The sequence below is a fragment of the Streptococcus sp. 1621 genome (assembly GCF_013276615.1).
Lineage (GTDB): Bacteria > Bacillota > Bacilli > Lactobacillales > Streptococcaceae > Streptococcus.
The window spans coordinates 10381-36765 of the sequence record NZ_VMLJ01000015.1; the positions used below are offsets into that span (position 1 = coordinate 10381).

Genomic DNA, 26385 nt, shown 5'->3' on the forward strand with positions numbered 1-26385 from the left:
TTTCATTGAGTATTATTCTTCAACTTCTGTTAAGGTTGCTGCCTTTTCAAGATATTTTTGGTAGGTGCCGTCATCCTTGAGTTTTTGGATGACCTTGTCCACCACTTCTTTCAAATCAGCACTATTTTTTCTAAGGGCAACTGCGTTGGCTTCGCCGTCCTTCATCTTCAAGCTGACAGTTGCGACAGCTAGGTCCGCGTTTTTAGCAGCATAGCTAAGGGCAACAGGCTCATCCATATGAACAGCATCTACTTTTCCAGCCTGCAATTCATTAACTGCTTCCCCCATATTGGTTAGGGAAGTCAGCTGTGCTTTTGGTAATTGTTCCTTGACCATAGATTCTGGAACAGTCCCTTTTTGGGCTGCAATATTAGCACTTTCAAGGCTAGTTAAATCCTTGTATTTTTCTACATCAGCTTTACGAACCAAGAAACTAATCTTGTTCTCATAGTAAGGGATTGAAAAATCAAAAACTTCTTTTCTCTCGTCAGTAGCACTAATTCCCGCAACTGCTAGGTCAGCCTTACCAGTTTGAAGACTGGTTAAAACATTGTCAAAACTCATGCTTGAGATTTCCAACTTCACCCCAAGTTCATCAGCGATAGCTTGAGCCATATCAATGTCCGCACCGACTACCTGATTTTTCCCGTCAACTAAAGACTGAAATTCAAAAGGTGCATAGTCAGGACTAGTCGCCACAACTAATTTCCCCTTTTGCTTAATGGCCTCAACAGCTGACTGAGAACCATTCGAACCTGACTGGCAAGCTACTAAGAAGAAACTTGCAAGAAAACTACATAAAACAAATATCCATTTTTTTGATTTCATAAATAAACAACCTCTCTGTTGATTTTGTATAATTATAACGCTATTCAAGCTACTTGTCAAGCACTTTTTTGAATTTTTATCTTGAAAATATTTTTTTCATTCAAGAAAAGGAGCTATCAGTTGGCTTCCAGCTCCTTTTTATACAGAATGAACCTATTTTATAGTTCGACAATCTTACCTGTTTCAAAGTAAACAACCCATTCACAGATATTCTTGGCATAATCTCCAATGCGTTCCAAGAAGGCAATCACTTGGAAGTAATCACGACCTGTAACGATGGCATCTGGATTTTTCTTGATTTCTTCTGTAGCCAAGTCACGAATGCTATCAAAATAATGGTTGATTTTTTCGTCCATGGCTGCTACTTCATAGGCATGGTCTACTGAACCATTCAGGTAGAGTTCAAGGGCTGCTTCGACGAAGTTCTTGACATCGCGACCCATTTTCTTGATTTCTTCTTCAACAGCTGGGATACGTTGCTCCCCTTTCATACGAATTGCCGCCTTGGCAATAGAAACAGCATGGTCACCCATACGTTCCAAGTCAGATACAGCCTTCAAGACTGTCAAAACAGTACGCAAGTCCTGAGAAACGGGTTGTTGAAGGGCAATCATTTCAAATGATTTCTTCTCCAATTTCACTTCGTATTCGTTTACTTCTGCATCGTCTTCGATGACTTCCTTGGCCAAATCACGGTCATGCGTAACAAAGGCACGCACCGTACGATTGATTTGAGATAGCACTTCTTGTCCCATAGCGTAGAACTGGTTGTGCAATTTCTCTAAATCTTCTTCAAATTGAGAACGTAACATCATTTATCTCCTTATCCAAATTTTCCTGAAATATAATCTTCTGTTTCCTTGTGTTGTGGGTTGAGGAACATCTTCTTGGTATCGTTAAACTCAATCAAATCTCCATCTAGGAAAAATCCTGTCTTGTCAGAAATACGAGAGGCTTGTTGCATAGAACGCGTAACCAAGAGCATGGTATATTTATCTTTTAGACCATACAAGGTTTCCTCAATCTTACCAGCCGAGATAGGGTCCAAGGCTGAAGTCGGTTCATCCAAGAGAATGATTTTAGGACTGGTTGCCAAGACACGGGCAACGCAGACACGTTGCTGTTGTCCACCTGAAAGTCCGATAGCTGAATCATGTAGGCGATCCTTGACCTCATCCCAGATAGAAGCTCGTTGCAAGGCTTTTTCCACTGCTTCATCCAGAACCTGCTTGTCCTTCACTCCATTGATACGAAGCCCATAGACAACATTTTCGTAGATGGACATAGGGAAAGGGTTGGGCTGTTGGAAAACCATACCGATTTCCTTCCGCAATTCAACTGTATCTGTACGTGGGCTGTAAATATTATGGTCGTTATAAACTACTGAACCAGTTGTGGTCACCTCTGGATTGAGATCCCCCATGCGGTTGATAGCCTTGAGGAGGGTTGATTTCCCTGATCCAGATGGACCAATCAAGGCTGTAATCTCCTTGGGTTGGAAAGAGAGGGAAACACTATTCAAGGCCTTCTTTTGATTGTAGTAAACGGACAGGTCTGACACCTGTAAAATCGCTTCTGTCATACTGTTTCCTTTCTATCCAAAGTGTCCTGTTACGTAGTCATTGGTTGACTGTAGTTTGGCATTTTGGAAAATATTAGACGTCTTATCATACTCAATCAAGTCACCCAAGTAGAAAAATCCTGTGTAATCACTAGCACGCGCAGCCTGTTGCATACTGTGGGTCACGATAATGATGGTAAAGTCCTTCTTTAATTCCAACATGGTTTCTTCCAGCTGGGCTGTCGCAATCGGATCCAAGGCAGACGCTGGCTCATCCATCAAGAGAATATCTGGTTTAACAGAAATAGCACGAGCGATACAAAGACGTTGCTGCTGACCACCTGATAAGGTCAAGGCTGACTTGTGCAAATCGTCTTTGACCTGATCCCAAAGGGCAGCTTGACGGAGAGAAGTTTCCACAATTTCATCCAAGACTTGCTTGTCCTTAACCCCTGCACGTTCATGAGCAAAAGTGATATTGCGGTAGATAGACTTGGCAAAGGGATTTGGGCGTTGGAAGACCATTCCAATGTGCTTGCGCATCTCATAAACGTTGATTTCTGGGCGGTTGACATCAATCCCTTGATAGAGGATTTGACCTGTGACCTTGGCAATATCAATGGTATCATTCATACGGTTGAGACTGCGGAGGTAGGTTGATTTCCCTGAACCAGAAGGGCCAATTAAGGCCGTGATTTTATTTTTTTCAAATTGCATATCGATGCCCTTAATAGATTCATTTTTACCGTAGTAAACATGTAAATCCTTAGTAGAGAGGGCCACTTTCTCTTCAGGAAAGGTGATGATATGCTTTTCATCCCAATTATATTTTGACATGGCTTCTCCTTTAGGCAGCGGTTAATTTCTTGTGTAAGTAGCTTCCGAGTTTACGGGCTCCAAAGTTAAAAATGAGGATAAAGATGAGGAGCACGGCCGCAGAACCTGCTGATACGATAGTTCCATCTGGAATGGTTCCTTCACTATTGACCTTCCAGATGTGGACAGCCAAGGTTTCTGCTTGACGGAAGATAGAGATTGGGCTAGTCACACTGAGAATATTCCAGTTAGACCAGTCAAGGGCTGGAGCGGATTGTCCTGCTGTATAGATAAGAGCCGCAGCCTCACCAAATATACGACCAGAGGCCAAGACGACTCCAGTCACAATACCTGGTAGGGCTTCTGGAATGACCACATGGACCACAGTCTCCCAACGAGAAATCCCAAGGGCCAGACCAGCTTCACGCTGCGTATGGTGAACGTGTTTCAAACTGTCCTCAACATTACGCGTCATCTGAGGCAGGTTAAAGACCGTCAAGGCCAAGGCACCTGAGATTATTGAAAATCCATACTCAAACTGAACTACAAAGATCAAATAACCAAAGAGACCCACAACCACTGATGGCAGTGAAGATAAGATTTCAATACAGGTTCTGACAAAATTGGTCACAGGACCTTTCTTGGCATATTCAGCTAGGAAAATCCCAGCTCCCATAGACAAAGGCACAGAGATAATCAAGGTAATGACCAAAAGGAAGAAGGAATTATAAAGCTGAATTCCAATCCCTCCACCTGCTTGGTAAGAAGATGATTTGCCAGTCAAGAAAGACCAAGAGATGTGAGGCAAACCACGAACCAAGATATAGAGAATCAAGGATGCCAAGATGGCAACGATAATCCCTGCAATCGAGTAGAGGACAGCTGTTGCAATTTTATCTAATTTCTTAGCGTGCATAGTTTTTCTTTCCTCTTTCTTTCGTAATCAATTTAATCACACTGTTGAAGGCCAAACTCATCAAGAGTAAGACTAAGGCCAGTGACCAGAGAACGTTATTGTCAACTGTTCCCATAACGGTATTTCCGATACCCATGGTCAACACAGAGGTCAAGGTCGCAGCAGGTGTTGTCAATGAAGTTGGGACAACTGCTGAGTTTCCGACTACCATCTGAATGGCCAAGGCCTCACCAAAGGCACGCGCCATCCCAAAGACCACTGCTGTGAAAATCCCTGAACGCGCTGCCTTCAAGGTCACGCGCCAGATGGTTTGCCAACGAGTGGCCCCCATAGCCAAACTAGCTTCACGGTAGTGACGAGGCACCGCACGCAAACTATCCGTTGTCATAAAGGTTACCGTCGGTAAAATCATGACAAAGAGAACGAAAATCCCTGACAAAATCCCAAAACCAGTTCCACCAAAGACACTGCGAACAAAAGGAACTACGACCTGCAAACCGATAAATCCATACACAACGGAAGGGATACCGACCAGCAATTCAATGGCTGGTTGCAAGATTCTAGCACCTTTTGGTGAGACTTCGGTCATAAAGACAGCTGCTCCAATGGCAAAAGGAGTTGCGATAAGTGCTGACAGGATTGTGACAATAAAGGAACCCAAAATCATAGGAAGGGCACCAAATTGTTTACCTGAAGGATTCCAAGTTTGACCAAATAGGAAATCAAAGATATTAACTCCATTGACAAAGAAGGTCGACAAGCCTTTTTGGGCTACGAAAATCAAAATCATTGCCACAATGATGACAATCAAAGACAGACAGGCAAAGGTCAAACCTTTTCCTAGTTTCTCTAAACGAGAGTTCTTTGAGGGAGAAAGTAATTTTTTAGCTAATTCTTCTTGATTCATTATTGACTCCCTTCTAGCGCTGTCACCGTTCCGACAGCATCTTTTTCAACCTTCATTTCCTTAACAGAAATGTAACCCATCCCCTTAACGATTCCACTTTGCGCTTCATCTGAGAGGACAAAGTTGAGAAATTCTGCCACCAATTCATTTGGTTGACCTAGGGTATACATGTGTTCGTAAGACCACAAAGGCCAGTTATTGCTTGTAACATTTTCTGCAATTGGCTCATAGCCATTCAACTTCATGCGTTTCACCGAGTCATCCACATAGGCAAAGGCTAGGTAAGAAATGGCTCCTGGTGTCTGGGAAACAATGTTTTTGACCATCCCATTTGAATCCTGTTCTTGACTCTGCATGGCAGATTGGCCATCCATGACAACACTATCAAAGGTTGCACGCGAACCAGAACTTGCTGCACGGTTGATAATAGAAATGGCTAGATCTTTTCCACCGACCTCTTTCCAGTTGGTCACTTGGCCTGTGAAGATACTACGGAGTTGTTCAGTTGTCAGATTTTCAACGTCAACTTCTTTGTTTACAATCACTGCCAAGCCCGCTACAGCAACCTTGTGGTCTACTAGAGCGGATGCGTTTATACCGTCTTTTTCCTCGGCAAATACGTCTGAATTTCCTACATCAACGGCTCCAGACTGAACCTGAGACAGACCTGTACCAGATCCTCCACCTTGGACGTTGACTGTTTTTCCAATGTGCATAGAGCCAAATTCATCTGCTGCTGCTTCGACCAAGGGCTGAAGAGCCGTTGAACCAACAGCTGTCATGGATTCTCCACGATCAATCCAGCTAGCACATCCCGCCAAAGAACCTGCCAGCAAAAGAGCTGCAAGGGATAGAGCGAGTTTTTTCCTTTTTTTCACTGTTTTTCTCCTTGAAAATAATGGTGAATGCTGTGAATTTTTTCAACAATTTATTTATATTTTTCTTTTGAAAATAGGGAGCCAACTGAAGTTACTAGCTTAGTTTTACTAGAAATTTGCTCAGTTACCTTTCCCACCAATTTTGACTTAAAATGAAAGACAATTTGAAAAAAATCCATACTTCCACTATAACATAGACAAGCTACTTTGACTAGCATTTTCACTTGAATCTGAGACCTTTAGGAAAATAATTTTTCAAAACATTTCCAGTCACCTTAGCAAAGCCCAAACCATTGCCTTGAACCAAAACTTGGTACCAACCATTTGGCAGACTTTCTGCCAGCTGAACAGTTTCTCCAGCCACATACTTTACAAACTCTTCTTGGTCAATTTCAACCGACTGCTTGACCTGACTCGGTTTCAAGGCTAGACCAAGAGCAAAACTAGGCTCAAAGCGTTTCTTCTTAAAGGTCCCTAGATGCAGTCCATTGCGAGCAATCTTGAGTTTCCCTAAATCTGGCAAAAGTTCTGGCAAGAGATAAAGCTGATCTCCAAACGTCTGCAAGATACCTGATAGATTGATTTTTAGGTGTTTTTGGGCAAATTCCTGCCACAAGACAACTTGTTCTCGGCTGAGATTGCTCTTACTTGCCTTAAATTTAGGAGCTGGATTATCACCCTTAAACTGTAGATGAGCTACAAACTGACCCTCTCCCTTAAAATGATGAGGGTACATCCGAGCCGTTTCTGGCAGGTCAATACCAGCTACCATTCCATTGATATGCTCTACTGGCAACAAGTCAAAATCATACTCCTCCAGCAACCAATTGACAATCTCTTCGTTTTCCTCAGGTGCCCAGGTACAGGTTGAATAAACCAGACGGCCACCTTCTGCAAGCATGGTTACTGCATCTTCCAGAATTTCTCTTTGCAAGCTAGCACATTGGCTCGGATAATCAAGGCTCCAATAGTCCATAGCATCTGGTTGCTTACGGAACATCCCTTCCCCTGAGCAAGGGGCATCTAGGACAATGAGGTCAAAATAGCCTTTAAAGACCTTGGACAAACGGTCAGCAGATTCATTGGTCACCACGACATTTGTCGCTCCAAAGCGCTCCATGTTTTCTACTAAAATCTTAGCCCGTTTGCTTGAAATTTCATTGGAAACAAGAAGCCCTTCCCCTGCTAGATAGGCTGCTAATTGAGTTGATTTACCACCCGGTGCAGCGGCCAAATCCAAAACCTTCATTCCAGGACTAGGCTGGGCTACCTGAGCCACCATTTGAGCAGCGGGTTCTTGCGAATATACTAAACCTGTAGCATGCTCAGGCGATTTACCTGAAACCTTCCCATAGTGTCCCCAAGGGGTTTGAGGAATGGCATCAGAAAAGGAAAGTTGCTCTTCTTTTAAGGGATTGACCCGAAAGGCCGAAACCGCTTCCTCCTCAAAAGAGGCAAGAAAATCTCTTGCCTCATCTCCTAGTATCTCTTCATATTTTTCAACAAATCCTTCTGGAAATTGCATTTAAGTTCTTTTCCTTTCGTAAATATAGGACTGAATTTCCTCCTGCATCTCAAGAGGTAGCATCATGACCGGTTGTCTGGTTTGAAAATCAGGAGCTTCACCAGAAAGAGTCACAACCTCATAGCCCAGACTTTCCCCTAAAATACTAGCCGCAGCATAATCCCATGGTTGCAGATAGGTGACATAGGTCAACAAACGCCCTGACAAAATCTTGGCAAAACTAATGGCCGCACTACCATAGACACGTACACCTAGTACGGCTCGACTCAAATCAGCCAGTCCCCATTCATTGGTTTCCAGCATGCCACTATTCCCTGCAATAAGAAAATCTCCAAGTGGTTTAGTTTTAAAAGGAGCTAGGGGCTGATCGTTTCGGCAAACCGGAAATTCCCCACCACCGTGATAACAATCCCCTTTGACCACATCATAAATCAGCCCAAACTGCCCCTGACCATTTTCAAAATAAGCCATCATGACAGCAAAATCTTCCTGCTGGGCCACAAAATTATTGGTCCCATCAATGGGATCAATGACCCAAACCTTGCCCTCTTGAACTGAAGCTCGCAGACAACCTTCTTCAGCACAAATCTTATCCTCAGGATAACGGGACAAAATCTCACCAACCAATAGCTCCTGAACTTCCTTGTCCAGTCTGGTCACCAAATCTGTTGGAGAGGACTTAGTCGTAACCTGCAAATCTTCCTGCATATGGTCAAGTATGTACTGGCCCGCTTTCTTAATTAGCTCTTTAGCAAATTCAAATTTACTTTCCAAGAGAAATCTTTCCTTCCCCTTTTTCCTTGGCAGCCTGAACTGCTCGGTAAAGCGAATAGCCACTAACTGTTTCAAATTCTCGTCCCAAACGTTTCTCCTCACTCTTGCTTGGCACGACCGCCTTGAATCCCTTATAGGAGTCCAGTAACTTTTTAGCCTCTACCTTGCCCTCATAGGCAGCTTCAACATCATTAAAAAAAGAAAGCACTGAAGCAAGTTCTTCAGTGCTCCACGACAAATCTAGTGGGTAACTATACTGTTTGTTCATTAACTAATACCAGCTCTCATTCTTGCTTCTTTTAGTTCTTGCTTACGGTAACTACGAGGAAGAAAAGCACGAATCTCATCTTCATTAAAACCGATCTGCATGCGCTTGGCATCGATAATAATGGGACGACGCAAAAGACTAGGGTACTGCTCAATCAAATGAAGCAATTCCGATACCGAAATACTCTCTACATCAATATTCAATTTTTGAAAAATTTTTGAACGAGTTGAAATGATGTCATCAGTACCATTTTCGGTCAAGGAAAGGATGTGTTGCAATTCTTTTCTTGTTAAAGGACTGGTCATAATATTGTGTTCCACAAAGGGAACCTTATGTTTTTCTAACCAGGCCTTAGCCTTACGACATGATGTACAGCTCGGTGATAGAAATAGTGTAATCATGCTTTTCTCTTCTTATCTATACTTTGCTAATTCTATTATACAAAAAAATAAAGCGCTTGACTAGAGATTTTTAGAAAAAAAGCCTATTTTTTCAAGAAAAATAGACTGTTTGCGAACGATTGACACAATTGGATTTGCTTAATTCACTCTTAAGGATAGCTTTAAATCATATGCATTTTTATATATACAAATTAAAAACAGCTTTCAATTCACTTCTTACGACTTTTCAGATAAAGATAGCCAAAGAAGCTTTCATAGAGGGCAAAAAAGAGGAGGAAAGCATGAAGGAAGAAAGTCTCTGGTAAAATCAGAATAACTGGATCCTTGGATGGGTCAAAAAGCCAGGTATCATCTCCCACAAAGAGAATTTGATGGAAAAGAGTAAAGAATTGGTCAAAACCAATCAAAACTCCCCCAAGTCCAATCAGCAAAGGAAAAACCACTAGGGTCAGGAGCCCTTTACTAAATAAAGATAAAAAGCCCTTTTTTACAATCTTATTGACAAAGAAATAGAAACTTGGAAGTGTCACTAGAGCTACTAGCTGAACCAAGTGAAAGAGGTTCTTGGCCACCTCAAAGTGGTGCAGACCAGCTGCTGACGAACGAAAATCTGGCATCTCTAGGACCTGACTAAAAGGATTGGTCAGGTAATTCATCAAGATATGAAAGTTGTACTGAATGGTTTCTGGTTTTAGATAAACTCGATTCGTTAAGTTCAACCACTTGATTTCCAGCGGATAAAAAATCCAAGCCAGATAAATGGTCAGAAGGATAAAAAGAGAGAGGAGAAAGAGCATAGAGCTCCAAAAGGTTAATTTAGTTTTCATCAAAGTTCCACTCCGCAAGGCTAGAAACCACATGAGTCGGTGCGATTGGCAGGTCTGCTACTTCTTCTGCCTTGGTAAAACCTGTCGTCACCAAGAGCGTTGGAATGCCATTGTCAATCCCAGCCCGAATATCAGTCAGATAATTGTCCCCAACCATGATCAACTCTTCACGTTCCAAACCTAGGTGCTCAACCGCCTTGTCCATAATGATAGCATTTGGTTTTCCGATATAAACAGGCTTCACTCGTGTTGCTACTTCAAGTAGGGTAATCAGTGAACCAGCCCCTGGCAAAAGACCGCGTTCTGTAGGGATGTTGAGATCAGGATTGGTTCCGATAAAGTGAGCACCCTTTTGGATAGCTAGAGTTGCTGTCGCAAATTTTTCATAGTCAACTTGCCAGTCCAGACCTACTACCACATAGGCAGGATTTTTCTTGTCTTCCACATAACCAGCCGCCTTGATGGCTTCCTTGAGACCTGCTTCTCCGATGACATAGACAGTCTTTTCCAGTCCCAAGTCGTTCATATAGTCGATAGTTGCCAAAGTCGCTGTGTAGACAGTCGATAGAGGAGTATCGATATTAAAATTCTGAGCCAGCATCTCCTGAACACTCTCAGGAGTGCGGGTTGTATTGTTAGTCACAAAGAGATAGGAGATGTCCCGCTTTTGCAATTCATGAACAAAAGCCTCTCCTGCTGGAATTCTATCTTTCCCCTTATAAATGGTTCCGTCTAAATCAATTAAATAGCCTTTATATTTCATCTATTTCTCCCTAAGCCTTTTCTATTTCTTGCCAAGTAATAATAGCCTGTGCATTGGTAACACCGTCGCTTGTAATCTCATGCTTGCTTTCCAGTTCAGTCCGTTCAACAGCCGATGTAATCACCCCACCTGGTCGAACTTCCTTGACATACTTGAGGTTGATTTTCTTGGGAATATATTGGGTCAAAAAGTCCGCTCCCATGACCTCAAAAATCCAGTCCAAGTATTTACTGTTATTGACATGACCATTCATATCCAAATCGTAAAAACGGACATGGTAATCCTTGCTGATTGGCTCTTCCAAAGTCTCATACTTTGGTCCGCGGATAAGTTTTTTATCAAAATCAGACTGATACGGAGCCACAATCTCAGGTTCAACAGCATGGACTTTTCGACTGTCTCGATCCATGAGAACAAAGGTCGCCATCATGTGGATAAGGTCCTGTCCCGCTTCATCATAAATGGTAAAGCGACGGTAGCAAAAGAGTCGATTATAGCTCAGGGCTTCCGTCTCGATAGTGATTTCTTCCGCAAAACGAGGCAAACGAACCACCTCAATATCATAATCTGTGATAATCCAGACCAGATTATAGTTTTCCAAAATGGCCTTATCACTAACTCCCAGTTCAATCGACTGCATCCCTGAAACTTGCAGGGACAGCAAAATCACATCTGGAAGCTTGATATGACCGTTCATATCAGCCATATCAAAAGGAATTTTCATTTTCATTTGATAAGTTAAGCCCATCATCCTACTCCAAAATAAATCGTTCTGCTACGATGTCTCCTAAAAAGAGACCTCTTTTTGTCATGCGCACGCGATCACCGTCTATTTGCATGAGACCTTGTTGCACCAAGTCTCTGACAATTTCTCCATAAAGTCCATCGAAAGACCGTCCAAATTTTTCTTCAAATCGCGCCATAGAGACCCCTGATTTCTTGCGGAGCCCCAAGAACATTTCTTCTTCCATTTGCTCTTTTTGACTCAGGTGCTCTTCTGTGATGCGAGCATTACCTTCCTCAACTGCACTGAGATAATGACGAATGGGACCATGATTTTTATAGCGCACTCCATTGACATAACCAGATGCTCCAGCACCGATGCCATAGTATTCAGCATTGTCCCAGTACATGAGATTGTGACGACTTTCAAAACCGGGTTTGGAGAAATTGGAAATCTCATAATGCTCAAAACCAGCTCGCTCCAGCTCTGCGATGATGTACTCAAACATCTCCGCTTCCAGTTCCTCCTTAGGCAGAGGCAATTTCCCTCGTCGCATACGGTTCATAAAGACCGTATGATTTTCTAAAATCAAGCTATACAAACTCATATGGGGAATATCAAGTCCAATGGCCTTAGCCACATTTTCCTTGACCTGCTCCATGGTCTGACCAGGCAGTGCATAAATCAAATCGATGGAGATATTGTCAAAACCAGCCAGTTTCAGGCGATCGATATTTTCATAAATATCTTTCTCCAAATGACTGCGCCCAATTTTTTTCAGCATCTTGTCGTCAAAGGTCTGCACACCTAGCGACACACGATTGACAGCCGAGTTCTTCAAAACAGCTATCTTATCTGCATCCAAGTCGCCTGGATTGGCTTCAATGGTCAACTCCTCCAAGACAGACAAGTCCAAGTTTTTAGTCAAGCCCTTCAATAACACCTCCAGTTGCGGAGCTGACAAGGCTGTTGGTGTCCCACCACCAATGTAGAGGGTCCGCAACTTTTGAATATCATAATAACGAAACTCTTCTAACAGATGCTCTAAATAGCTGTCGACTGGCTGATTCTTGATAAAAACTTTTGAAAAATCACAATAATAACAAATCTGGGTACAAAACGGGATGTGCACATAGGCTGACGTTGGTTTTTTCTGCATAATAATTATTATACCACAAAAGCGAACAATACTTAGAATTCCCTTTAACAAAATCCTAGCATTGTTCGCTTTCTTTCTCTAAACATTCTTTGTACTTTATGGATAAAACAACTATCAGAATCAATCTAGTTCGTTGTTAAAACACAAAAGAATGAATGTTCATTTGACTAAATTTTTATTTTAGTCTTCTTTTTTCTTTCTAAGAGCAAGTCCGAGACCGCCTAGCATACCAAGAAGTCCTAGAGATGCAAGAGTCGCATTTGATTCTGTTCCTGTATTTGGCAATACATTTTGAGAATCATTTGACTTAGCTCCTTTATCAACAGTAGTCTTAGTATCTACCTGATCTGCATTTGGAGTAACTGCATTTGGAGTTGGACTAGTTGGTGTAGGTGTATCTTGACCAGAATCTCCATCAGTAGAAGGTTTGACTGGCGTATCAGGTGTCACTGGTGCAACTGGATTTGTATCTGTTGGTGTTGCTGGTGTTACCTTAGCTGGAGTTTCTACTGGAACTTCTACAGCTGGTTGACCTGGTTCAGTAATCTTACCTGTACCTGGAACTTTACCGTCTGGTAATTCACTGTTTGGTATTGTAGCTTTTCCGTCTTGTCCAATTATTACGACAATTGGTGTGCCATTCTTACCTGGAATTTCTACCTTCGTTCCTGGTGGATATGTTGAACCATCTGGTTTCTTAGGCGTTACTGTAACGTCACCTGTATTTGGATCTTGATAAACATCTAGTGTTGGTATCTTACGGGCTGGGGTTGTTACAATTACTTCTACAGGATCTTTTCCTGGTTCAGTAATCGTTCCTTTTCCTGGTTCTATTCCATCTGGTAAATCTTTATTAGGTATAGTTCCTTTTCCGTCTTTTCCAATTATTACGACGATAGGTTTACCATTCTTACCTGGTATTTCTACCTTAGTATTTTCTGGATATAGTGTTCCATCTGGTTTCTTAGGTGTTACCGTCACATCCCCTGTATTTGGATCTTGATTCAACTCTACTGTTGGTGTCTTACGAGCTGGGGTTGTTACATCCACCGGATTAGATGGTTTCTTACCTGGTTCTGTTACGGTTCCTTTTCCTGGTTTAGCTTCTTTTGGAAGTTGGTCATTTGGAACTGTTCCTGAGCCATCTTTTCCAATTGTCACTACTATAGATGTTCCATTTTCTCCTGGAATTTTCACCCTACTACCTTCCGGATACGTTGTTTTATCTGTTTTCTTCTTCGGTGTGACGACTGCATCTCCATTTGGTTTTATTGTGATTTCAATTGTACCTAATTCTGCCGTTTCTGGCGCAGTAGGATCAATTTTTTTCGGTGTTTCTACCTTAACTTCAACTGTTGTCTTACCTGGTTCCTTAATCCTACCTGTTCCTGGAGTATCTTCATCAGGTAAATCATTATTTGGAACTGTTCCTGTTCCATCATTTCCGATTGGTACAACGATTGGCTTGCCATCTTTCCCTGGAATTTCTACCGTAGTTCCTGGTGGATATGTTGTTCCATCTGGTTTTTTCGGTGTGACGGTGACATTTCCTGTAGCTGGATCTTGTGTCAGCTCTACTGTTGGAGTCTTACGAGCAGGTGTCGTTACAGCTACTGGTTGTGACGGTTTCTTATTCGGCTCTGTTACAATTCCTTTTCCTGTGACAGCTTCTTTTGGAAGTTTATCATTTGGAACTGTTCCTGAGCCGTTATCTCCAATCGTTACAATAATAGATGTTCCATTTTCTCCTGGAATCACAACCTTAGTTCCTGATGGATATGTTGAGCCATCTGGTTTCTTAGGTGTAACTACTGCATCTCCATTTGGATTTCTTGTAATTTCAATCTTACCTGATTGGTCTGTTTGAGGAGCGATTGGATTGATTTTACCTGGCGTTAGCACCTGAGCTTCCGTAGTTGGTTTTCCTGGTTCTGTAATCTTACCTGTTCCAGGTACATTTCCATCTGGTAAGTCGTTATTTGGAACTGTTCCTGTTCCACCTTGTCCGATTTCTACTACAATTGGATTACCATTTTTACCTGGTATTTCGACCTTAGTTCCTGGTGGATATGTTCCTCCACCTGGCTTCATAGGAATCACTGTTACATCTCCAGTTTTTGGATCTTGATCCAAACGTATAGTTGACGGCTTACGAGCAGGCGTTATCACATCCACTGGTTGTGACGGTCTAGCTCCTGGCTCTGTTACTATTCCTTTTCCTGGCACTTCATCTTTTGGAAGTTTGTCATTCGGAACTAATCCAAAACCATCTTTTCCGATTGTCACAACAATAGGTGTTCCATTTTCTCCTGGAATTTTCACAGTCGTTCCTGCTTGATATGGTGTTCCATCTGGTTTCTTAGGTGTAACAATCGCATCTCCATTTGGTTTTCTTGTGATGTCAATTTCAGTTGGTTGTTCTGTAGCTGGATGATTTGGATTGATTTTTTTCGGTGTTTCTACCTTAACATCTATCTCAGGTTTACCATCTTCTTTAATCTTACCTATTCCTGGAGTATCCTCATCAGGTAAATCATTATTAGGAACTGTACCTTTGCCATCTTTGTCAAGTGTTACTTCAATAGTTTTTCCATCTTTTCCTGGAATTTCTACCTTAGTATTTTCTGGATATAGTGTTCCATCTGGTTTCTTAGGCGTTACTGTGACATCTCCAGTATTTGGATTTTGTCCCATTTCCACTGTTGGTTTCTTACGAGCTGGTGTTGTTACAGCAACTGGCTGTGATGGTTTTTTATTCGGTTCTGTTACTGTTCCTTTTCCTGGTACTTCATATTTTGGAAGTTGGTCATTCGGTACTTCTCCTGAACCATTTTCTCCTATTGTTACTACGATGCTTGTTCCATTTTCTCCTGGAATTTTCACTTTAGTATCTTTAGGATAATTTTTTCCATCTGTGGTCTTAGGTGTAACTACAGCATCTCCATTTGGTTTTCTTGTGATTTCAATTGTACCTAATTCTGCCGTTTCTGGCGCAGTAGGGTCAATTTTTTTCGGTGTTTCTACCTTAATTTCTACCTCTGCTTTGCCATCTTCTTTAATCTTACCTGTTCCTGGAGTATCTGTTTCTGGTAAATCATTATTAGGAACTTTTCCTGTACCATCTTTTCCAATTGTTACAGTGATTGGATTTCCGTTTTTCCCTGGAATTTCTACCTTAGTTCCTGATGGATATGTTGTTCCATCTGGTTTTTTCGGTGTTACTGTTACATCTCCAGTTTTTGGATCTTGATCTAATTGTAATGTTGGTACCTTTTTAGCTGGTGTTGTAATATCCACTGGTTCTGATGGTTTTTGATTTGGTTCTGTAATGATAGCTGTTCCTGGTACATCTCTTTCTGGTAAATCACCATTTGCAACTGTACCTGAACCATTTTCACCGATTACTACATCAATCGTTTTTCCATCTTTGCCTGGGATTGTTACAGTAGTTCCTGTAGGATAGTTTGAGCCATCTATTTTCTTCGGTGTTACTGTAACATCTCCTGTGCTTGGGTTTTGAGTTAACTCTACCGTTGGTGTCTTACGCGCTGGTGTTGTTACATCTACTGGTTTTGATGGTTCTTTATTTGGTTCTGTTACGACACCTTGTCCTGGTACTTCTGTTTTTGGAAGTTGATCATTTGGCACTGTTCCAAAACCTTCTTCTCCTATCGTTACTACTATTGTTGTTCCATTTTCACCTGGAATTTCTACCTTCGTATCTTTAGGGTACGGTTTTCCGTCTGGTTTTTTCGGTGTAACAATTGCGTCTCCATTTTTCTCACGTGTAATAGTTATTTCCACAGGAGTTTGTGTTGTAGCAACTTTTGGATCTGTTCCGTTTTTCTTTTCTTCTTCATCTGAAATTCCATCATTATCATCATCTTTATCTGTCACATCTGGATCTCCATCTCCATCTGTATCACGTTGAATAATAACTGGAACTTCTACTCGAATTTCCTCATCACCATTCTTAACTTTAACTGGAATGTTGATTTTACGTTCTTCATCACTACCCCAATTAGTTACGCTCGGTGTTCCTGTTAATTTACCATCTTTATCAACACTTAATCCATTTACTGGGTTTTCTGTTGTAATTGTTGAACCGTCTTTATTCGGTGTGACAACTTTCGCTAATGTTGAAGGAACTGGTTTCTTCTCTGTAACTTTAGTTGGATCTGAAACTTTTGCAGTTAGGTTGTTTGCATTTTTCGGATCTGTTCCATTTGCTTTTTCAACTTCATCTGGAATTCCATCGTTATCATCATCTGTATCTGTAACATCTGGATCTCCGTCTCCATCTGTGTCACGTTGGATTGTTACTAGAACTGTTACGTCTTTTTCTTCCGTTACTTCTTCTTTACCATTTTCTGTGAATTTTTCTACAACTTTAGTAACTTTAACCGGAATGTCGATAGGGCGTTCTTCTTCCTCTTTATCCCAATCATTTACTGTTGGGATTCCTTCCAGTTCGCCTTTATCATTGACTTTTAGTCCGTTCACTGTTCCATTTGGGGCGTTTGTTACAATCGTTGAACCTTCTTTATTTGGAGTTACAACTTTTATTGGAGTAACTGGTTGTTTCTCCTTCACTTTGTCTGGATTTGTAACTGCTACTTCTAAATCATTTGCAGCTTTTGGATCTGTTCCGTTTGTATCCTCTACAGTGTCTGGAATTCCATCGTTATCATCATCTGTATCCTCAACATCTGGTATTCCATCACCATCTGTATCACGTTGGATTGTGACTGGAACTTTTACTATGATTTCTTTATCACCATTTTTTACTTTAACCGGAATTAAGATATGACGTTCTTCTTCGTCTTTTTTCCAATTATCTACTGACGGTGTTCCTTCTAAGTTGCCTTCATTATTGACTTTCAAGCCATTCATTGGATTTTCTGTCGTAATTGCTGAATTTGGCATATTCGGTGTAACAACTCTTGTTGGAGTAACTGGGCTTTTCTCTTTAACTTTAGTTGGTGCAGCAACTATTGCTGTTAGATTATCAGGAACTTTTGGATTTGTTTTATTACTTTTCTCCACATCATCTGGAATGCCATCATTGTCATCATCTGTATCTAAAACATCTGGAATTCCATCTCCATCTGTATCACGTTGGATTGTGACTGGAACGTTTTCCTCAACTTCTTCTTTTTTACCATCTTTTTCTCTCGTTACTTTAACTGGGATACTGATAGTTTTTTCTTCTTCATCATTACCCCAATTTTCCACTGTTGGAATTCCTGTTAATTTTCCTTCTCCATTAACTGTCAGACCGTTCACTTCTGGCGTAGTTGTAGTAATTGTTGCATCTTTTTTATTTGGAGTGACAACTTCTTTTGGAGTAACTTCTTTTTTCTCCAGCACTACATTCGGTTTTGTAACTTTCACACTTAGTCCGTCTGCAGTTTTTGAATCTGTTCCATTATTCTTTTCATCTTCATCTGAAATTCCATCGTTATCATCATCTAAATCGTCAACGTCCGGAGTTCCATCGTTATCTGTATCACGTTGGATTGTCACTGGAACATGTACCGTAACTTCCTCTTTTGGAGTTCCATCTTTTTCTCTCGTAATTTTAACAGGAATTGTGATATTACGTTCTTCTTCTCCGCCAACCCAATCATTTACGGTTGGTGTTCCTTCTAATTTACCTTCTCCATTCACTTTCAATTCATTTACTGGATTTTCTGTTGTAATTGTTGAACCTTCTTTATTTGGCGTTACAACTTTTGGTAAAGTCGTCGGTACTGGAGTTTTTTCTTTCACTTTAGCTGGAGCTGTAACGATTCCTGTCAGACCATTTGCTACTTTTGGATCTGTTCCATTTCTCTTTTCATCGTCATCTGAAATTCCATCGTTATCATCATCTGTATCTGTCACATCTGGATTGCCATCTCCGTCTGTATCGCGTTGGATTTTAACCGGTACACTTACATTAGCTTCTTCCGAATCCTTCTTAACTTTTACTGGGATAGTAATATCACGTTCTTCTTCACCTTCACCCCAAGAGTCTACTTTTGGAGTTCCTGTTAAACTTCCATTATTATCAACGGTTAATCCATTTACAGAAGCTGGTGTTTCAATCGTTGATCCTGTCTTATTTGGTGTAACAACTCCTGGTTCAGTCACTTGTTTATTCTCAGTAACAGTAGATGGTTTTACTGCTCCTGTTAGACCATATGAGGTTGGCTTGTCTGGTTTATCAAAAATCTTTGGATCTGTTCCCTTTGCCTTTTCTTCCTCATCCGTAATTTTGTCACCGTCATCATCTGGATCTGTAGTGTCTGGTTCTCCATCTCCATCCGTATCACGTAAAATTGTAACTGGTACGCTTACTGTGATTTCTTCGTTTCCATTCGTAACTTTAACTGGAATTGTGATAGCACGTTTTTCTTCGTCTTTGCCCCAATTTTCTACTTTTGGCGTTCCTGTTAATTTACCTTCTCCATTAACTGTTAATCCATTCACTTCATCTGGCGTTGCAATCGTTGAACCCTCTTTATTTGGTGTGACAACTTTTTTAGAGTCAACTGCACGTTTCTCCAAAACTTCATTTGGTTTCGTAACTTCTGCTGTCAAATTCGTAGGTACACTAATATTTACACTAACGTTATCTGTTGTTTTATCTGGATACTCTACCACAACAACTGCCGAGACAGTTTGTCCACCTTGGCTCGTATCTGGTGGCGTTAACCAATGATATTTTGTTCCTTGTGGCAAATCTTGTTTGTTTCCAATACTATCTTCTGCGTTAGGTGTTGAGTTTTTAGGAACTGTTCGATTGATTCCTACTGGGTTATACTTGTCATTTTGTCCTTTAACTACAATTTCAATTGTTTTTTCAGCCTTATTATCATTCTTATCATAAGCTGTAATCGTTACTTTTGTTACTCCTGGGGCTCCAGTTGGAGTTCCTACGATTTGATTATTTTCAAATTTCAATCCCTCTGGTAATCCTGTTACTTCGATTGGAGTATCTTCACGCATTCCAACTCCGCCATCGTTATCTGTAGCTGTTACTGGAATTGGCGTAATTTCCTCATGACTTGTAACTGTTGCTCCACCCGCTGAAATAGTTGGTGCTGTCTTATCTCGTGGTGTTACATCAAACGAGAAAATCACTGGTGTAGCTTTATTTCCTGCATCATCTGTTGCGTTAAATATAATTGTATTTTGTTTACCAACATCTTCAGCTATAGTATTAATTGTAATCTCTATTTCTTTTTCTTTTTCTGTATTTTTCACATATCTAGACGACACTACTCCTGTTGTTCCAACATTGTACCTCTTAAAATATTTAGCTAAAAATTCAGTCGCTTCAAAAGTAACATTTTTATCATCTTTTGCTTTTACTCTAAATGTTATAGTTTCGCCTTCTACTACTTTTAGGTTGTTAGCAGATAGTGTTAAAATAGGTGGTTCATTATCTGGTGTTTTCGCCTTGTCTGTTGCAGGATCTGAATCATCACTCGTTCCGTTTTTCGTGATAGCTTTTACAACTGTTTCATTTTTTACTTTTTCAGCAGGGATTGTAATTTCACCTGTGTCTTCATTGATGTTGATTTCTGTATCATCTGAAGTCCATTGACCAAATTTGTCTTTCGTTCCTACTACTGTTTTTGGTGAATCATCTTCTCCTGTATAAGTAACCGTTATTTTATCTGCTTTTTCAGGGTCTTGTGGTTTTGCTGTTACAGATCCATCTTCTTTTGCTACTACTGTTGGAGTTGCTGGTTTTGGTGCTTTTGCAGTTTCTGATGCAGGATCTGAGTCAACACTATTGCCATTTTTTGTGATGGCTGTTACTACGGTATTATCTCTCACCTTGTCAGCTGGAATTGTGATTGCACCTGTATTTGCATCAATAGTTACACCTGGATTATTCTCAATAGTCCATGTGTTATCATTTCCTTTATTACCTACTACCGTTACATTTGTTCCATCTTCGTCTTTATAAGTAACCGTAATTTTATCTGCTTTAGCTGAATCTTGTGGTTTTGCTGTTACATCACCAGTGTTTGGTGCCGTTACAATTGGTTTTTCAGGTTTTGGTGCTTTTGCAGTTGCTGTTGCTGGAGTTGATTCATCACTGTTTCCCATTGTTGTAACTGCTGTTACTTCTGTATTGTCTTTGACTTTATCAGCTGGAATTGTGATTGCACCTGTATTTGCATCAATTTGGACTTCTGGATTATTCGTAACAGTCCACGTTCCATTTTTTCCTTTATTTCCTTCAGCCGTCTTTTTCGAACCATCCTCATCTGTGTAGCTAACTTTAATTTTATCTACTTTCGTTGAATCTTGTGGTTTCGCTGTTACAGATCCATCTTCTTTTGCTGTTGCCGATGGAGCTTCTGGTGTTTTTTCCTTATCTTCTAAAACATGCACAGGTGCATCTACAATAAATGTTCCACGTTCTGGAATAATGACTTCCACTTTACCATACACAGGTACATTTGGTGCTGTAGGTCTTGATACATCTGGATCTTTAAACCAACGGTATGTTGTACCAGCAGGTAAGTCTTTTGTATTAGCAATACTATTAATTGCATCTGGAACGACACCTTTATTAGTTGTTTGCTCTTTAGATACTGGTTTAAGATTATATTTAGCTGCTTCGTCTGGTTTCAACGGTAATACACCGATAATTGCATTTTCACCAGTTCTATAGCGTCTATATCCACCCTCTGTATATCCTCCATAAGCAAGGAATGGGTCATTGGCTAGACGTTTTTTTATTTCGTCAAGCATAGGGTTATTAGTGTTTTTATCTCCCCAATCCGACATAATACTATCATTTAGCTCTTTTCCTTCAAGAATTTTCGTCTTGAAAGTAATAATTGAACGTTGCCCTGCAACTACGTTCATTCTGTCTTCTATAACACCTCGAACAAGATTGTATTCAAGACCATCTTTACGAATCCCCAATATATCACTAACACGAGAAAAGGCATCGTTGTTAGGTTCTGTACCATCTCCGCTATTTTTACGATAAATATTAAACCTCCAATTATTCAGTCTAGTACCAGCCTCTGGGTTTATATATTTAAGCCATCCGTCTACATTTTCAGTATAAGCCGCCCCTGAACGTCGGACGCCATCTTTTACATAAGCACGAAAAGCAGAGTGTTCATACTCCCATGCTGATGCACTAACATAATCCTTATGGAAGGTCTGTTTTCCATCTTGGTATTTTGTATACGTAAATTCATAAGGATCTCCAACCGTACGTGGAATCGCAAGTGAAATCTTTTTAGAAACACCTGCCAGTCCATTTGGTCTTGGACCTGAATCTAAGATCCAGTAGTAATATTTATCCCCATTATTTTCAATACGCATTTCACGATAAATACGAATGTTGTCATAGGCTTGATCAGCAGTCCCCTTACTTACGAAGGCATATTGCTTCGTATCTGGTGAATATACATCACGGTGTGAGTAGTCAATCATCGGGTTTTTAATCCAACCAACCCCAAAGTCTGTTACTTTCGTATCACGTACTGTACTTGTTCCGCGAGCAACTTCTTTGCCGTTTTTAGTTACTACTGCTGTAACAACAGCATCTTTTACCATTAATTTAGTATCAACATCAACTGTAAAATATCCATTTGATTGTGATCTAGTGTTATAAGTTTTTTCTCCAACTGTTACTTTAACATCAGCTTCTGCCGCTGTATATCCATCGACTTGAGCAATATAAGCTAAACTGTCGTTAAACGCTACTGTATTTGCCGTACTTACCGTGGTACTGTGCACACTCTTACCATTAACAACTAACTCAACATTATCTCCAACTTCAATACCTGGGGCATTTAATTTAAAAGCTCCAGTATCGTCTAGTGTAGAAGTCAATACAGTTGTGCCATTTTTCTTAATTTCAATTGTTGAAGATGGTGTTGCATATCCTGTAATAAATCCAGAATTTGCTACAATAAGATCTAATTTTCCACGTTTTGTATTTTTATCAATAGGTGCTGAGCGAAGATCAGATCCTTCTTCCATGGTTTCGCCATTACGTGAATCACGAGACCCAGTATTAGCAATCGTATTTTTGCCTTCTTTTACTACTTTTTCAGGAGTGCCAATCTTAGGCATTGAAGATAATATAAACAATTTATCGCTAAGCGTTTTAGCTGCCGCATCTACTTCAGCTTGTGTTAACCCAAGACTATTGTTATTAAGCACACTATTAGCTGTTTCTAAATCTGCCTGGATTGCAGCAAGGGTCGAAGCTGGAGCTTTTTCCTTGTTGACCTTATCCAAGAGTTCTTGAACTTTTGTAATATTAGCCTGTAATTTAGTCTTATCTAATGTTTGTTTTTCAACTACCTCTTTATCAAGGACAGTAGTCTCGTTTTCAGATGCATTCTCAGTTGAAGTTTCAGGTAGTTTCTCAGATAAAGTCTCAGCCGGATTCTCAGCAGTGGTTAGTGATTTTTCTTCTTTACCTGTAGTTAGAGAATCTTCTGTTTTAGGCAAATCTACTATTGTAGCAGTATGAGCCTCTTCTTTATCTGGGATAACCGGTGCTTCAGTAGTATCTGAAACTTGAGCAGCCTCAACTCGAACAGCCTGATGCCCAGACAAAAACATCAATGCCGCAACAGCTACTGAAGCAGCGCCAAATCTATATTTACGAATCGAAAAGCGCAGTACCTTTTCACCTTGCTGTCGATTTACTTTATATGAATTCGATTTGTGTTCCATTTCTTCTCCTAAGGAAAATATAATAAAAAAGCAATCTTTCTAACTTCAACTCCTTAAAAAGAGTTAAGCTACAAAAATCACTATGATGATTGCTATAGGCAAATAACATCACAGCTATCACAGCTCAATTATACTATTTTCTACATACTTAATCAAATATTTGGTCTTATATTCTTTAAAATTCGAAAAATATTGTATATTTAAGTATAACATTGTGAATATGTTGATTTTTTTTAAAAGCAACTCTATTCACAAAAAAGTAGATTATACTTATCTACTTTCAAAAATCATTAAATTTCTTTTTATTTAAGGTTTTATCCACATAAAAAAACCTATAAGCTCTATAGAGGTATAATCCACTAGAGAGTTTATAGGACCTAGAATAGTTACTATTTCTTTTATTCTTCTGTTATATCAATCACAATCTCTTCTGATTCATCAAGAGTTTCGGCCTTTTCTTGCCATTGCTCCTTGAGATTATTGAATCGATCTTTTGATGCTTCAGTCGCTTGGCGAGCACATGATTTGGCTTGAGCAAGTACACTGTCCACAGTGATTTCACCTGACTCGACCTGTTCTTTGGTTTTCAGAGCAAAATCTGTAGCCTGCTCCTTAACTTCTGTCAGTTTTTCACAGACCTGCTCCTTGGCATATTCTGGATCTTCTCGCAAATCATCCAGAAAATCTTGAGCCTGACTGCGAACTTGTTTGCCCTTGTCACTTGTTAAAAACAAGGCAAGAGCTGCACCTGAAACGGTTCCTAAAAGGATTGAGGATAGTTTACCCATAAGGATTCTCCTTTTTTATTTTTTGAAAAATTTACTTGCGACACGGAGAGCCGTCAAACCTGCACCAGTCTTGAGTGTTTTTGAACCAGCTGATGAAGCTTTCTTGCTCAAGACACGCGCTTGACCATTGAGATCTGATACGGATACAGATAAGTCGGCAACTGCAGTGAAGAGTGGATCAATCGTTGCCATCTTGACATTGATATCATCTGCCAAGACATTGACCTTAGCCAGCAACTCATTGGTGTGATGCAAGGTCACATCCACATCTGAAGTTAAGGTTTTAATCGTCTTCTCTGTTTCATCGATAACACGTCCAAGCTTTTGCACAGTAATGATTAGATAGACCAAAAAGACAATCAAAGCAAGAGCTACAAGAATATATGCAACTTCTAACATTTAGTTTTCCTCCTCTGTAATATAGTAAGGGGCCTTCTTTCGATTTTGGTAAAGAATGATAAAAATTCCAAGTCCGATAAGGACAACTGATAGCCATTGAGACACTCGAAGTCCAAAGAACATGAGGCTATCTGTCCGCATACCTTCGATGACCATACGACCGAAACCATACCAAATCAAGTAGAAAGCAGTGATATGACCTCGTCTGAGACTCTTCCATTTTCGTCTGAATATCAAAATCAAGGCAAAACCAAGTAGATTCCATAGAGACTCATAAAGGAAGGTCGGTTGACGGTAGCTCCCTTCAATATACATCTGATCACGGATAAAGGCAGGTAGATAATCCAGATTATCCACTGTAGCACCATAAGCTTCTTGGTTAAAGAAATTGCCCCAGCGACCCAAACTTTGGGCAATCATGACGCTAGGCGCTGCAATATCTAGGAAATCCCAAGTATTGATGAGTTTACGGTCAGCAAAGATATAGAGCACAAGAGCCCCAGTTATCAAACCACCGTAGATGGCCAAACCACCATTCCAAATTGCAAAAATTTCTCCCAAATTCTGACTATAGTAATCAAAACGGAAAATGACATAGTAGAGACGAGCTCCTAAAATAGCCAAGGGAAAGGCTATCAAGATAAAATCTAAAATATCGTCTGGTATGATCTTCTTTCTAGGAGCTTCTTTCATGGTCAAATAAACCGCAAGAATCAAGCCTGTCACAATACATAAGGCATACCAACGAATGGCTAGGGGTCCTAGTTGAATAGCAATTGGATCAAGCATTAGGCACCTCATTTCGAGCGATGAGACTTGTCAGCCGTTCTTCGAACAAACGGGTCGCATCAAAGCCCATTTCCTTGGCACGATAATTCATGGCAGCTGCCTCAATCACGACAGAAATATTACGACCTGTTTTAACTGGAATACGGATACGAGGAATGGCTACGCCAGAAATTTCAAGTTCCTCTGCATTGTTTCCAAGACGATCAAAGGTCTTATGCGTATCATAATTTTCCAAGTAAACAGCCAGCTGAACCTGTGAAGAATCCTTGACAGCACTGGCACCGTAGAGACTCATAACATCGATAATACCAACCCCACGAATTTCAATCAAGTGTTTCAAAATTTCAGCTGGTTCACCCCAGAGAGTAATCTCATCCTTGGCAAAGATATCGACACGGTCATCAGCTACCAAGCGGTGACCACGTTTGACAAGCTCTAGACCTGTCTCACTCTTACCGATTCCACTATCGCCCTGAATCAAGACACCCATTCCATAGATATCCATCAAGACACCGTGCACACTGGTCCGTTCTGCCAAACGAGAATCCAGATAACTAGATAGCTCTCCAGACAAACGACTGGTAGCTGTACGGCTGGTTAAAATGGCAATCTTACATTCTCTGGCTGCCTTTAACATCTCCTCTGGAACCACCAAACCACGGGCAACAATGACCGCAGGTGTCTCAGGTAGAAACATTTTTTTCAAAACTTCATAACGGCTGTTGGAAGGCATGCTAATCAGATAAGACCACTCCTTCATCCCCAAAAGTTGAATCCGCTCTGGCGTATAGTAGTCAAAGTAGCCTGTCATTTCAAGACCAGGTCGCGTAATATCTGCTATATTGATTTCCTTTTCAAGCAATTCTGGTTCGCCATAGACAATGTCTAGTCTGAGCTTTTCAATCACTTCTTTTACTAAAACCGACATCATTTCCTCCTTCAATCGAGTTCTTTTTACTATTATATCAAATTGTAAGAGGATATTTGAGATTTTTGCAGGCTTTGGAGTATTTATTTAAAAGAAAAAGGACTAGATTTCTCTAGCCTTTCATTTCTAATTAGAATTTTTTACGTTTACGAGCTGCTTCTGATTTACGTTTACGTTTTACAGAAGGTTTTTCATAGAATTCACGTTTGCGTGTTTCTTGAAGAGTACCAGCTTTAGTAACCGCACGTTTGAAACGACGAAGTGCGTCGTCAAGAGATTCATTCTTACGTACTACTGTTTTAGACATTTTTTTCACTCCCTTCAAGTTCAATATCTATTTTATTCTACACGTAAAAGGAATAATTGTCAAGCAAAAATGCGGTTTAATTTTGATTTTTTCTTCCAGCTAACTTCTCAAAGT

20 protein-coding genes and 1 pseudogene are annotated in these 26385 nt (G+C 40.4%); all 21 read right to left on the minus strand.

Annotated features, from left to right (window positions below):
• Positions 1–12: 12 nt before the first annotated feature.
• The 21 genes and pseudogenes from HT697_RS03995 to rpsU all read right to left on the minus strand — a co-directional run bounded on the left by HT697_RS03995 (position 13) and on the right by rpsU (position 26271).
• Positions 13–828 (minus strand): ABC transporter substrate-binding protein, encoded by an 816-nt coding sequence (locus tag HT697_RS03995; RefSeq protein ID WP_000837372.1) that lies wholly within the window; start codon positions 826–828, stop codon positions 13–15.
• Between the two features lie 158 nt (positions 829–986).
• Positions 987–1640 (minus strand): phosphate signaling complex protein PhoU, encoded by a 654-nt coding sequence (phoU, locus tag HT697_RS04000; protein ID WP_173218719.1) that lies wholly within the window; start codon positions 1638–1640, stop codon positions 987–989.
• A gap of 11 nt (positions 1641–1651) precedes the next feature.
• The gene (pstB, locus tag HT697_RS04005) at positions 1652–2410 is read right to left on the minus strand and encodes a phosphate ABC transporter ATP-binding protein PstB (protein ID WP_173218717.1); all 759 of its coding nucleotides are present in this window, start codon (positions 2408–2410) and stop codon (positions 1652–1654) included.
• Positions 2411–2422: 12 nt separating this feature from the next.
• Positions 2423–3226, minus strand: a complete 804-nt coding sequence (pstB, locus tag HT697_RS04010; protein WP_000049848.1) for a phosphate ABC transporter ATP-binding protein PstB — start codon at positions 3224–3226, stop codon at positions 2423–2425.
• Positions 3227–3236: 10 nt separating this feature from the next.
• Positions 3237–4121 (minus strand): phosphate ABC transporter permease PstA, encoded by an 885-nt coding sequence (gene pstA, locus HT697_RS04015; RefSeq protein WP_000543046.1) that lies wholly within the window; start codon positions 4119–4121, stop codon positions 3237–3239.
• Entirely contained in the window at positions 4111–5028 is a 918-nt protein-coding gene (pstC, locus tag HT697_RS04020; RefSeq protein ID WP_001070903.1) for a phosphate ABC transporter permease subunit PstC, read from the minus strand. The genes pstA and pstC overlap by 11 nt, the downstream gene beginning before the upstream one ends.
• A complete protein-coding gene (locus HT697_RS04025; RefSeq protein ID WP_173214081.1) occupies positions 5028–5906 on the minus strand; it encodes a phosphate ABC transporter substrate-binding protein PstS family protein in 879 nt (292 codons plus the stop codon). The genes pstC and HT697_RS04025 overlap by 1 nt, the downstream gene beginning before the upstream one ends.
• Positions 5907–6126: 220 nt before the next feature.
• The gene (locus tag HT697_RS04030; RefSeq protein ID WP_173214079.1) at positions 6127–7431 is read right to left on the minus strand and encodes an RsmF rRNA methyltransferase first C-terminal domain-containing protein; all 1305 of its coding nucleotides are present in this window, start codon (positions 7429–7431) and stop codon (positions 6127–6129) included.
• Positions 7432–8205 (minus strand): inositol monophosphatase family protein, encoded by a 774-nt coding sequence (locus tag HT697_RS04035; RefSeq protein ID WP_173214077.1) that lies wholly within the window; start codon positions 8203–8205, stop codon positions 7432–7434.
• Entirely contained in the window at positions 8195–8473 is a 279-nt protein-coding gene (locus HT697_RS04040) for a UPF0223 family protein (RefSeq protein ID WP_001041974.1), read from the minus strand. Before HT697_RS04040 ends, HT697_RS04035 begins: the two co-directional genes overlap by 11 nt.
• Positions 8473–8874: a Spx/MgsR family RNA polymerase-binding regulatory protein gene (locus HT697_RS04045; protein WP_000631259.1), complete on the minus strand. Its 402-nt coding sequence runs from the start codon at positions 8872–8874 to the stop codon at positions 8473–8475. Before HT697_RS04045 ends, HT697_RS04040 begins: the two co-directional genes overlap by 1 nt.
• A 209-nt stretch (positions 8875–9083) precedes the next feature.
• The gene (locus HT697_RS04050; RefSeq protein ID WP_173214076.1) at positions 9084–9701 is read right to left on the minus strand and encodes a TIGR01906 family membrane protein; all 618 of its coding nucleotides are present in this window, start codon (positions 9699–9701) and stop codon (positions 9084–9086) included.
• Positions 9691–10464 carry a TIGR01457 family HAD-type hydrolase gene (locus HT697_RS04055; RefSeq protein WP_173214074.1) on the minus strand — a complete coding sequence of 258 codons (774 nt, stop codon included), beginning with the start codon at positions 10462–10464 and terminating at the stop codon, positions 9691–9693. Before HT697_RS04055 ends, HT697_RS04050 begins: the two co-directional genes overlap by 11 nt.
• Positions 10465–10474: 10 nt before the next feature.
• Positions 10475–11212 (minus strand): acyl-[acyl-carrier-protein] thioesterase, encoded by a 738-nt coding sequence (locus tag HT697_RS04060; protein WP_173214072.1) that lies wholly within the window; start codon positions 11210–11212, stop codon positions 10475–10477.
• 4 nt (positions 11213–11216) lie between these two features.
• Complete coding sequence (hemW, locus tag HT697_RS04065) at positions 11217–12347, minus strand: radical SAM family heme chaperone HemW (protein ID WP_173214070.1); 1131 nt, start codon at positions 12345–12347, stop codon at positions 11217–11219.
• A gap of 180 nt (positions 12348–12527) precedes the next feature.
• Entirely contained in the window at positions 12528–23060 is a 10533-nt protein-coding gene (locus HT697_RS04070) for a YSIRK-type signal peptide-containing protein (RefSeq protein WP_173262251.1), read from the minus strand.
• A 398-nt stretch (positions 23061–23458) separates the two neighbouring features.
• Positions 23459–23848 (minus strand): YtxH domain-containing protein, encoded by a 390-nt coding sequence (locus HT697_RS04075; RefSeq protein WP_173262254.1) that lies wholly within the window; start codon positions 23846–23848, stop codon positions 23459–23461.
• Positions 23821–24247, minus strand: a pseudogene (locus tag HT697_RS04080) (DUF948 domain-containing protein). The gene HT697_RS04075 and the pseudogene HT697_RS04080 overlap by 28 nt, the downstream one beginning before the upstream one ends.
• Positions 24248–25036 (minus strand): prolipoprotein diacylglyceryl transferase, encoded by a 789-nt coding sequence (gene lgt / locus HT697_RS04085; protein WP_173262256.1) that lies wholly within the window; start codon positions 25034–25036, stop codon positions 24248–24250.
• Complete coding sequence (gene hprK / locus HT697_RS04090) at positions 25029–25964, minus strand: HPr(Ser) kinase/phosphatase (protein ID WP_173262259.1); 936 nt, start codon at positions 25962–25964, stop codon at positions 25029–25031. Before hprK ends, lgt begins: the two co-directional genes overlap by 8 nt.
• A gap of 130 nt (positions 25965–26094) precedes the next feature.
• Entirely contained in the window at positions 26095–26271 is a 177-nt protein-coding gene (rpsU, locus tag HT697_RS04095; RefSeq protein ID WP_000048054.1) for a 30S ribosomal protein S21, read from the minus strand.
• Positions 26272–26385 lie beyond the last annotated feature (114 nt).

Excerpts from the sequence above, each read along its gene's own strand:
- HT697_RS03995 (WP_000837372.1), bottom strand. The coding sequence starts at position 828 with ATGAAATCAAAAAAATGGATATTTGTTTTATGTAGTTTTCTTGCAAGT.
- phoU (WP_173218719.1), bottom strand. The coding sequence starts at position 1,640 with ATGTTACGTTCTCAATTTGAAGAAGATTTAGAGAAATTGCACAACCAG.
- pstB (WP_173218717.1), bottom strand. The coding sequence starts at position 2,410 with ATGACAGAAGCGATTTTACAGGTGTCAGACCTGTCCGTTTACTACAAT.
- pstB (WP_000049848.1), bottom strand. The coding sequence starts at position 3,226 with ATGTCAAAATATAATTGGGATGAAAAGCATATCATCACCTTTCCTGAA.
- pstA (WP_000543046.1), bottom strand. The coding sequence starts at position 4,121 with ATGCACGCTAAGAAATTAGATAAAATTGCAACAGCTGTCCTCTACTCG.
- pstC (WP_001070903.1), bottom strand. The coding sequence starts at position 5,028 with ATGAATCAAGAAGAATTAGCTAAAAAATTACTTTCTCCCTCAAAGAAC.
- HT697_RS04030 (WP_173214079.1), bottom strand. The coding sequence starts at position 7,431 with ATGCAATTTCCAGAAGGATTTGTTGAAAAATATGAAGAGATACTAGGA.
- HT697_RS04040 (WP_001041974.1), bottom strand. The coding sequence starts at position 8,473 with ATGAACAAACAGTATAGTTACCCACTAGATTTGTCGTGGAGCACTGAA.
- HT697_RS04045 (WP_000631259.1), bottom strand. The coding sequence starts at position 8,874 with ATGATTACACTATTTCTATCACCGAGCTGTACATCATGTCGTAAGGCT.
- HT697_RS04050 (WP_173214076.1), bottom strand. The coding sequence starts at position 9,701 with ATGAAAACTAAATTAACCTTTTGGAGCTCTATGCTCTTTCTCCTCTCT.
- HT697_RS04055 (WP_173214074.1), bottom strand. The coding sequence starts at position 10,464 with ATGAAATATAAAGGCTATTTAATTGATTTAGACGGAACCATTTATAAG.
- HT697_RS04060 (WP_173214072.1), bottom strand. The coding sequence starts at position 11,212 with ATGGGCTTAACTTATCAAATGAAAATGAAAATTCCTTTTGATATGGCT.
- hemW (WP_173214070.1), bottom strand. The coding sequence starts at position 12,347 with ATGCAGAAAAAACCAACGTCAGCCTATGTGCACATCCCGTTTTGTACC.
- HT697_RS04070 (WP_173262251.1), bottom strand. The coding sequence starts at position 23,060 with ATGGAACACAAATCGAATTCATATAAAGTAAATCGACAGCAAGGTGAA.
- HT697_RS04075 (WP_173262254.1), bottom strand. The coding sequence starts at position 23,848 with ATGGGTAAACTATCCTCAATCCTTTTAGGAACCGTTTCAGGTGCAGCT.
- lgt (WP_173262256.1), bottom strand. The coding sequence starts at position 25,036 with ATGCTTGATCCAATTGCTATTCAACTAGGACCCCTAGCCATTCGTTGG.
- hprK (WP_173262259.1), bottom strand. The coding sequence starts at position 25,964 with ATGTCGGTTTTAGTAAAAGAAGTGATTGAAAAGCTCAGACTAGACATT.
- rpsU (WP_000048054.1), bottom strand. The coding sequence starts at position 26,271 with ATGTCTAAAACAGTAGTACGTAAGAATGAATCTCTTGACGACGCACTT.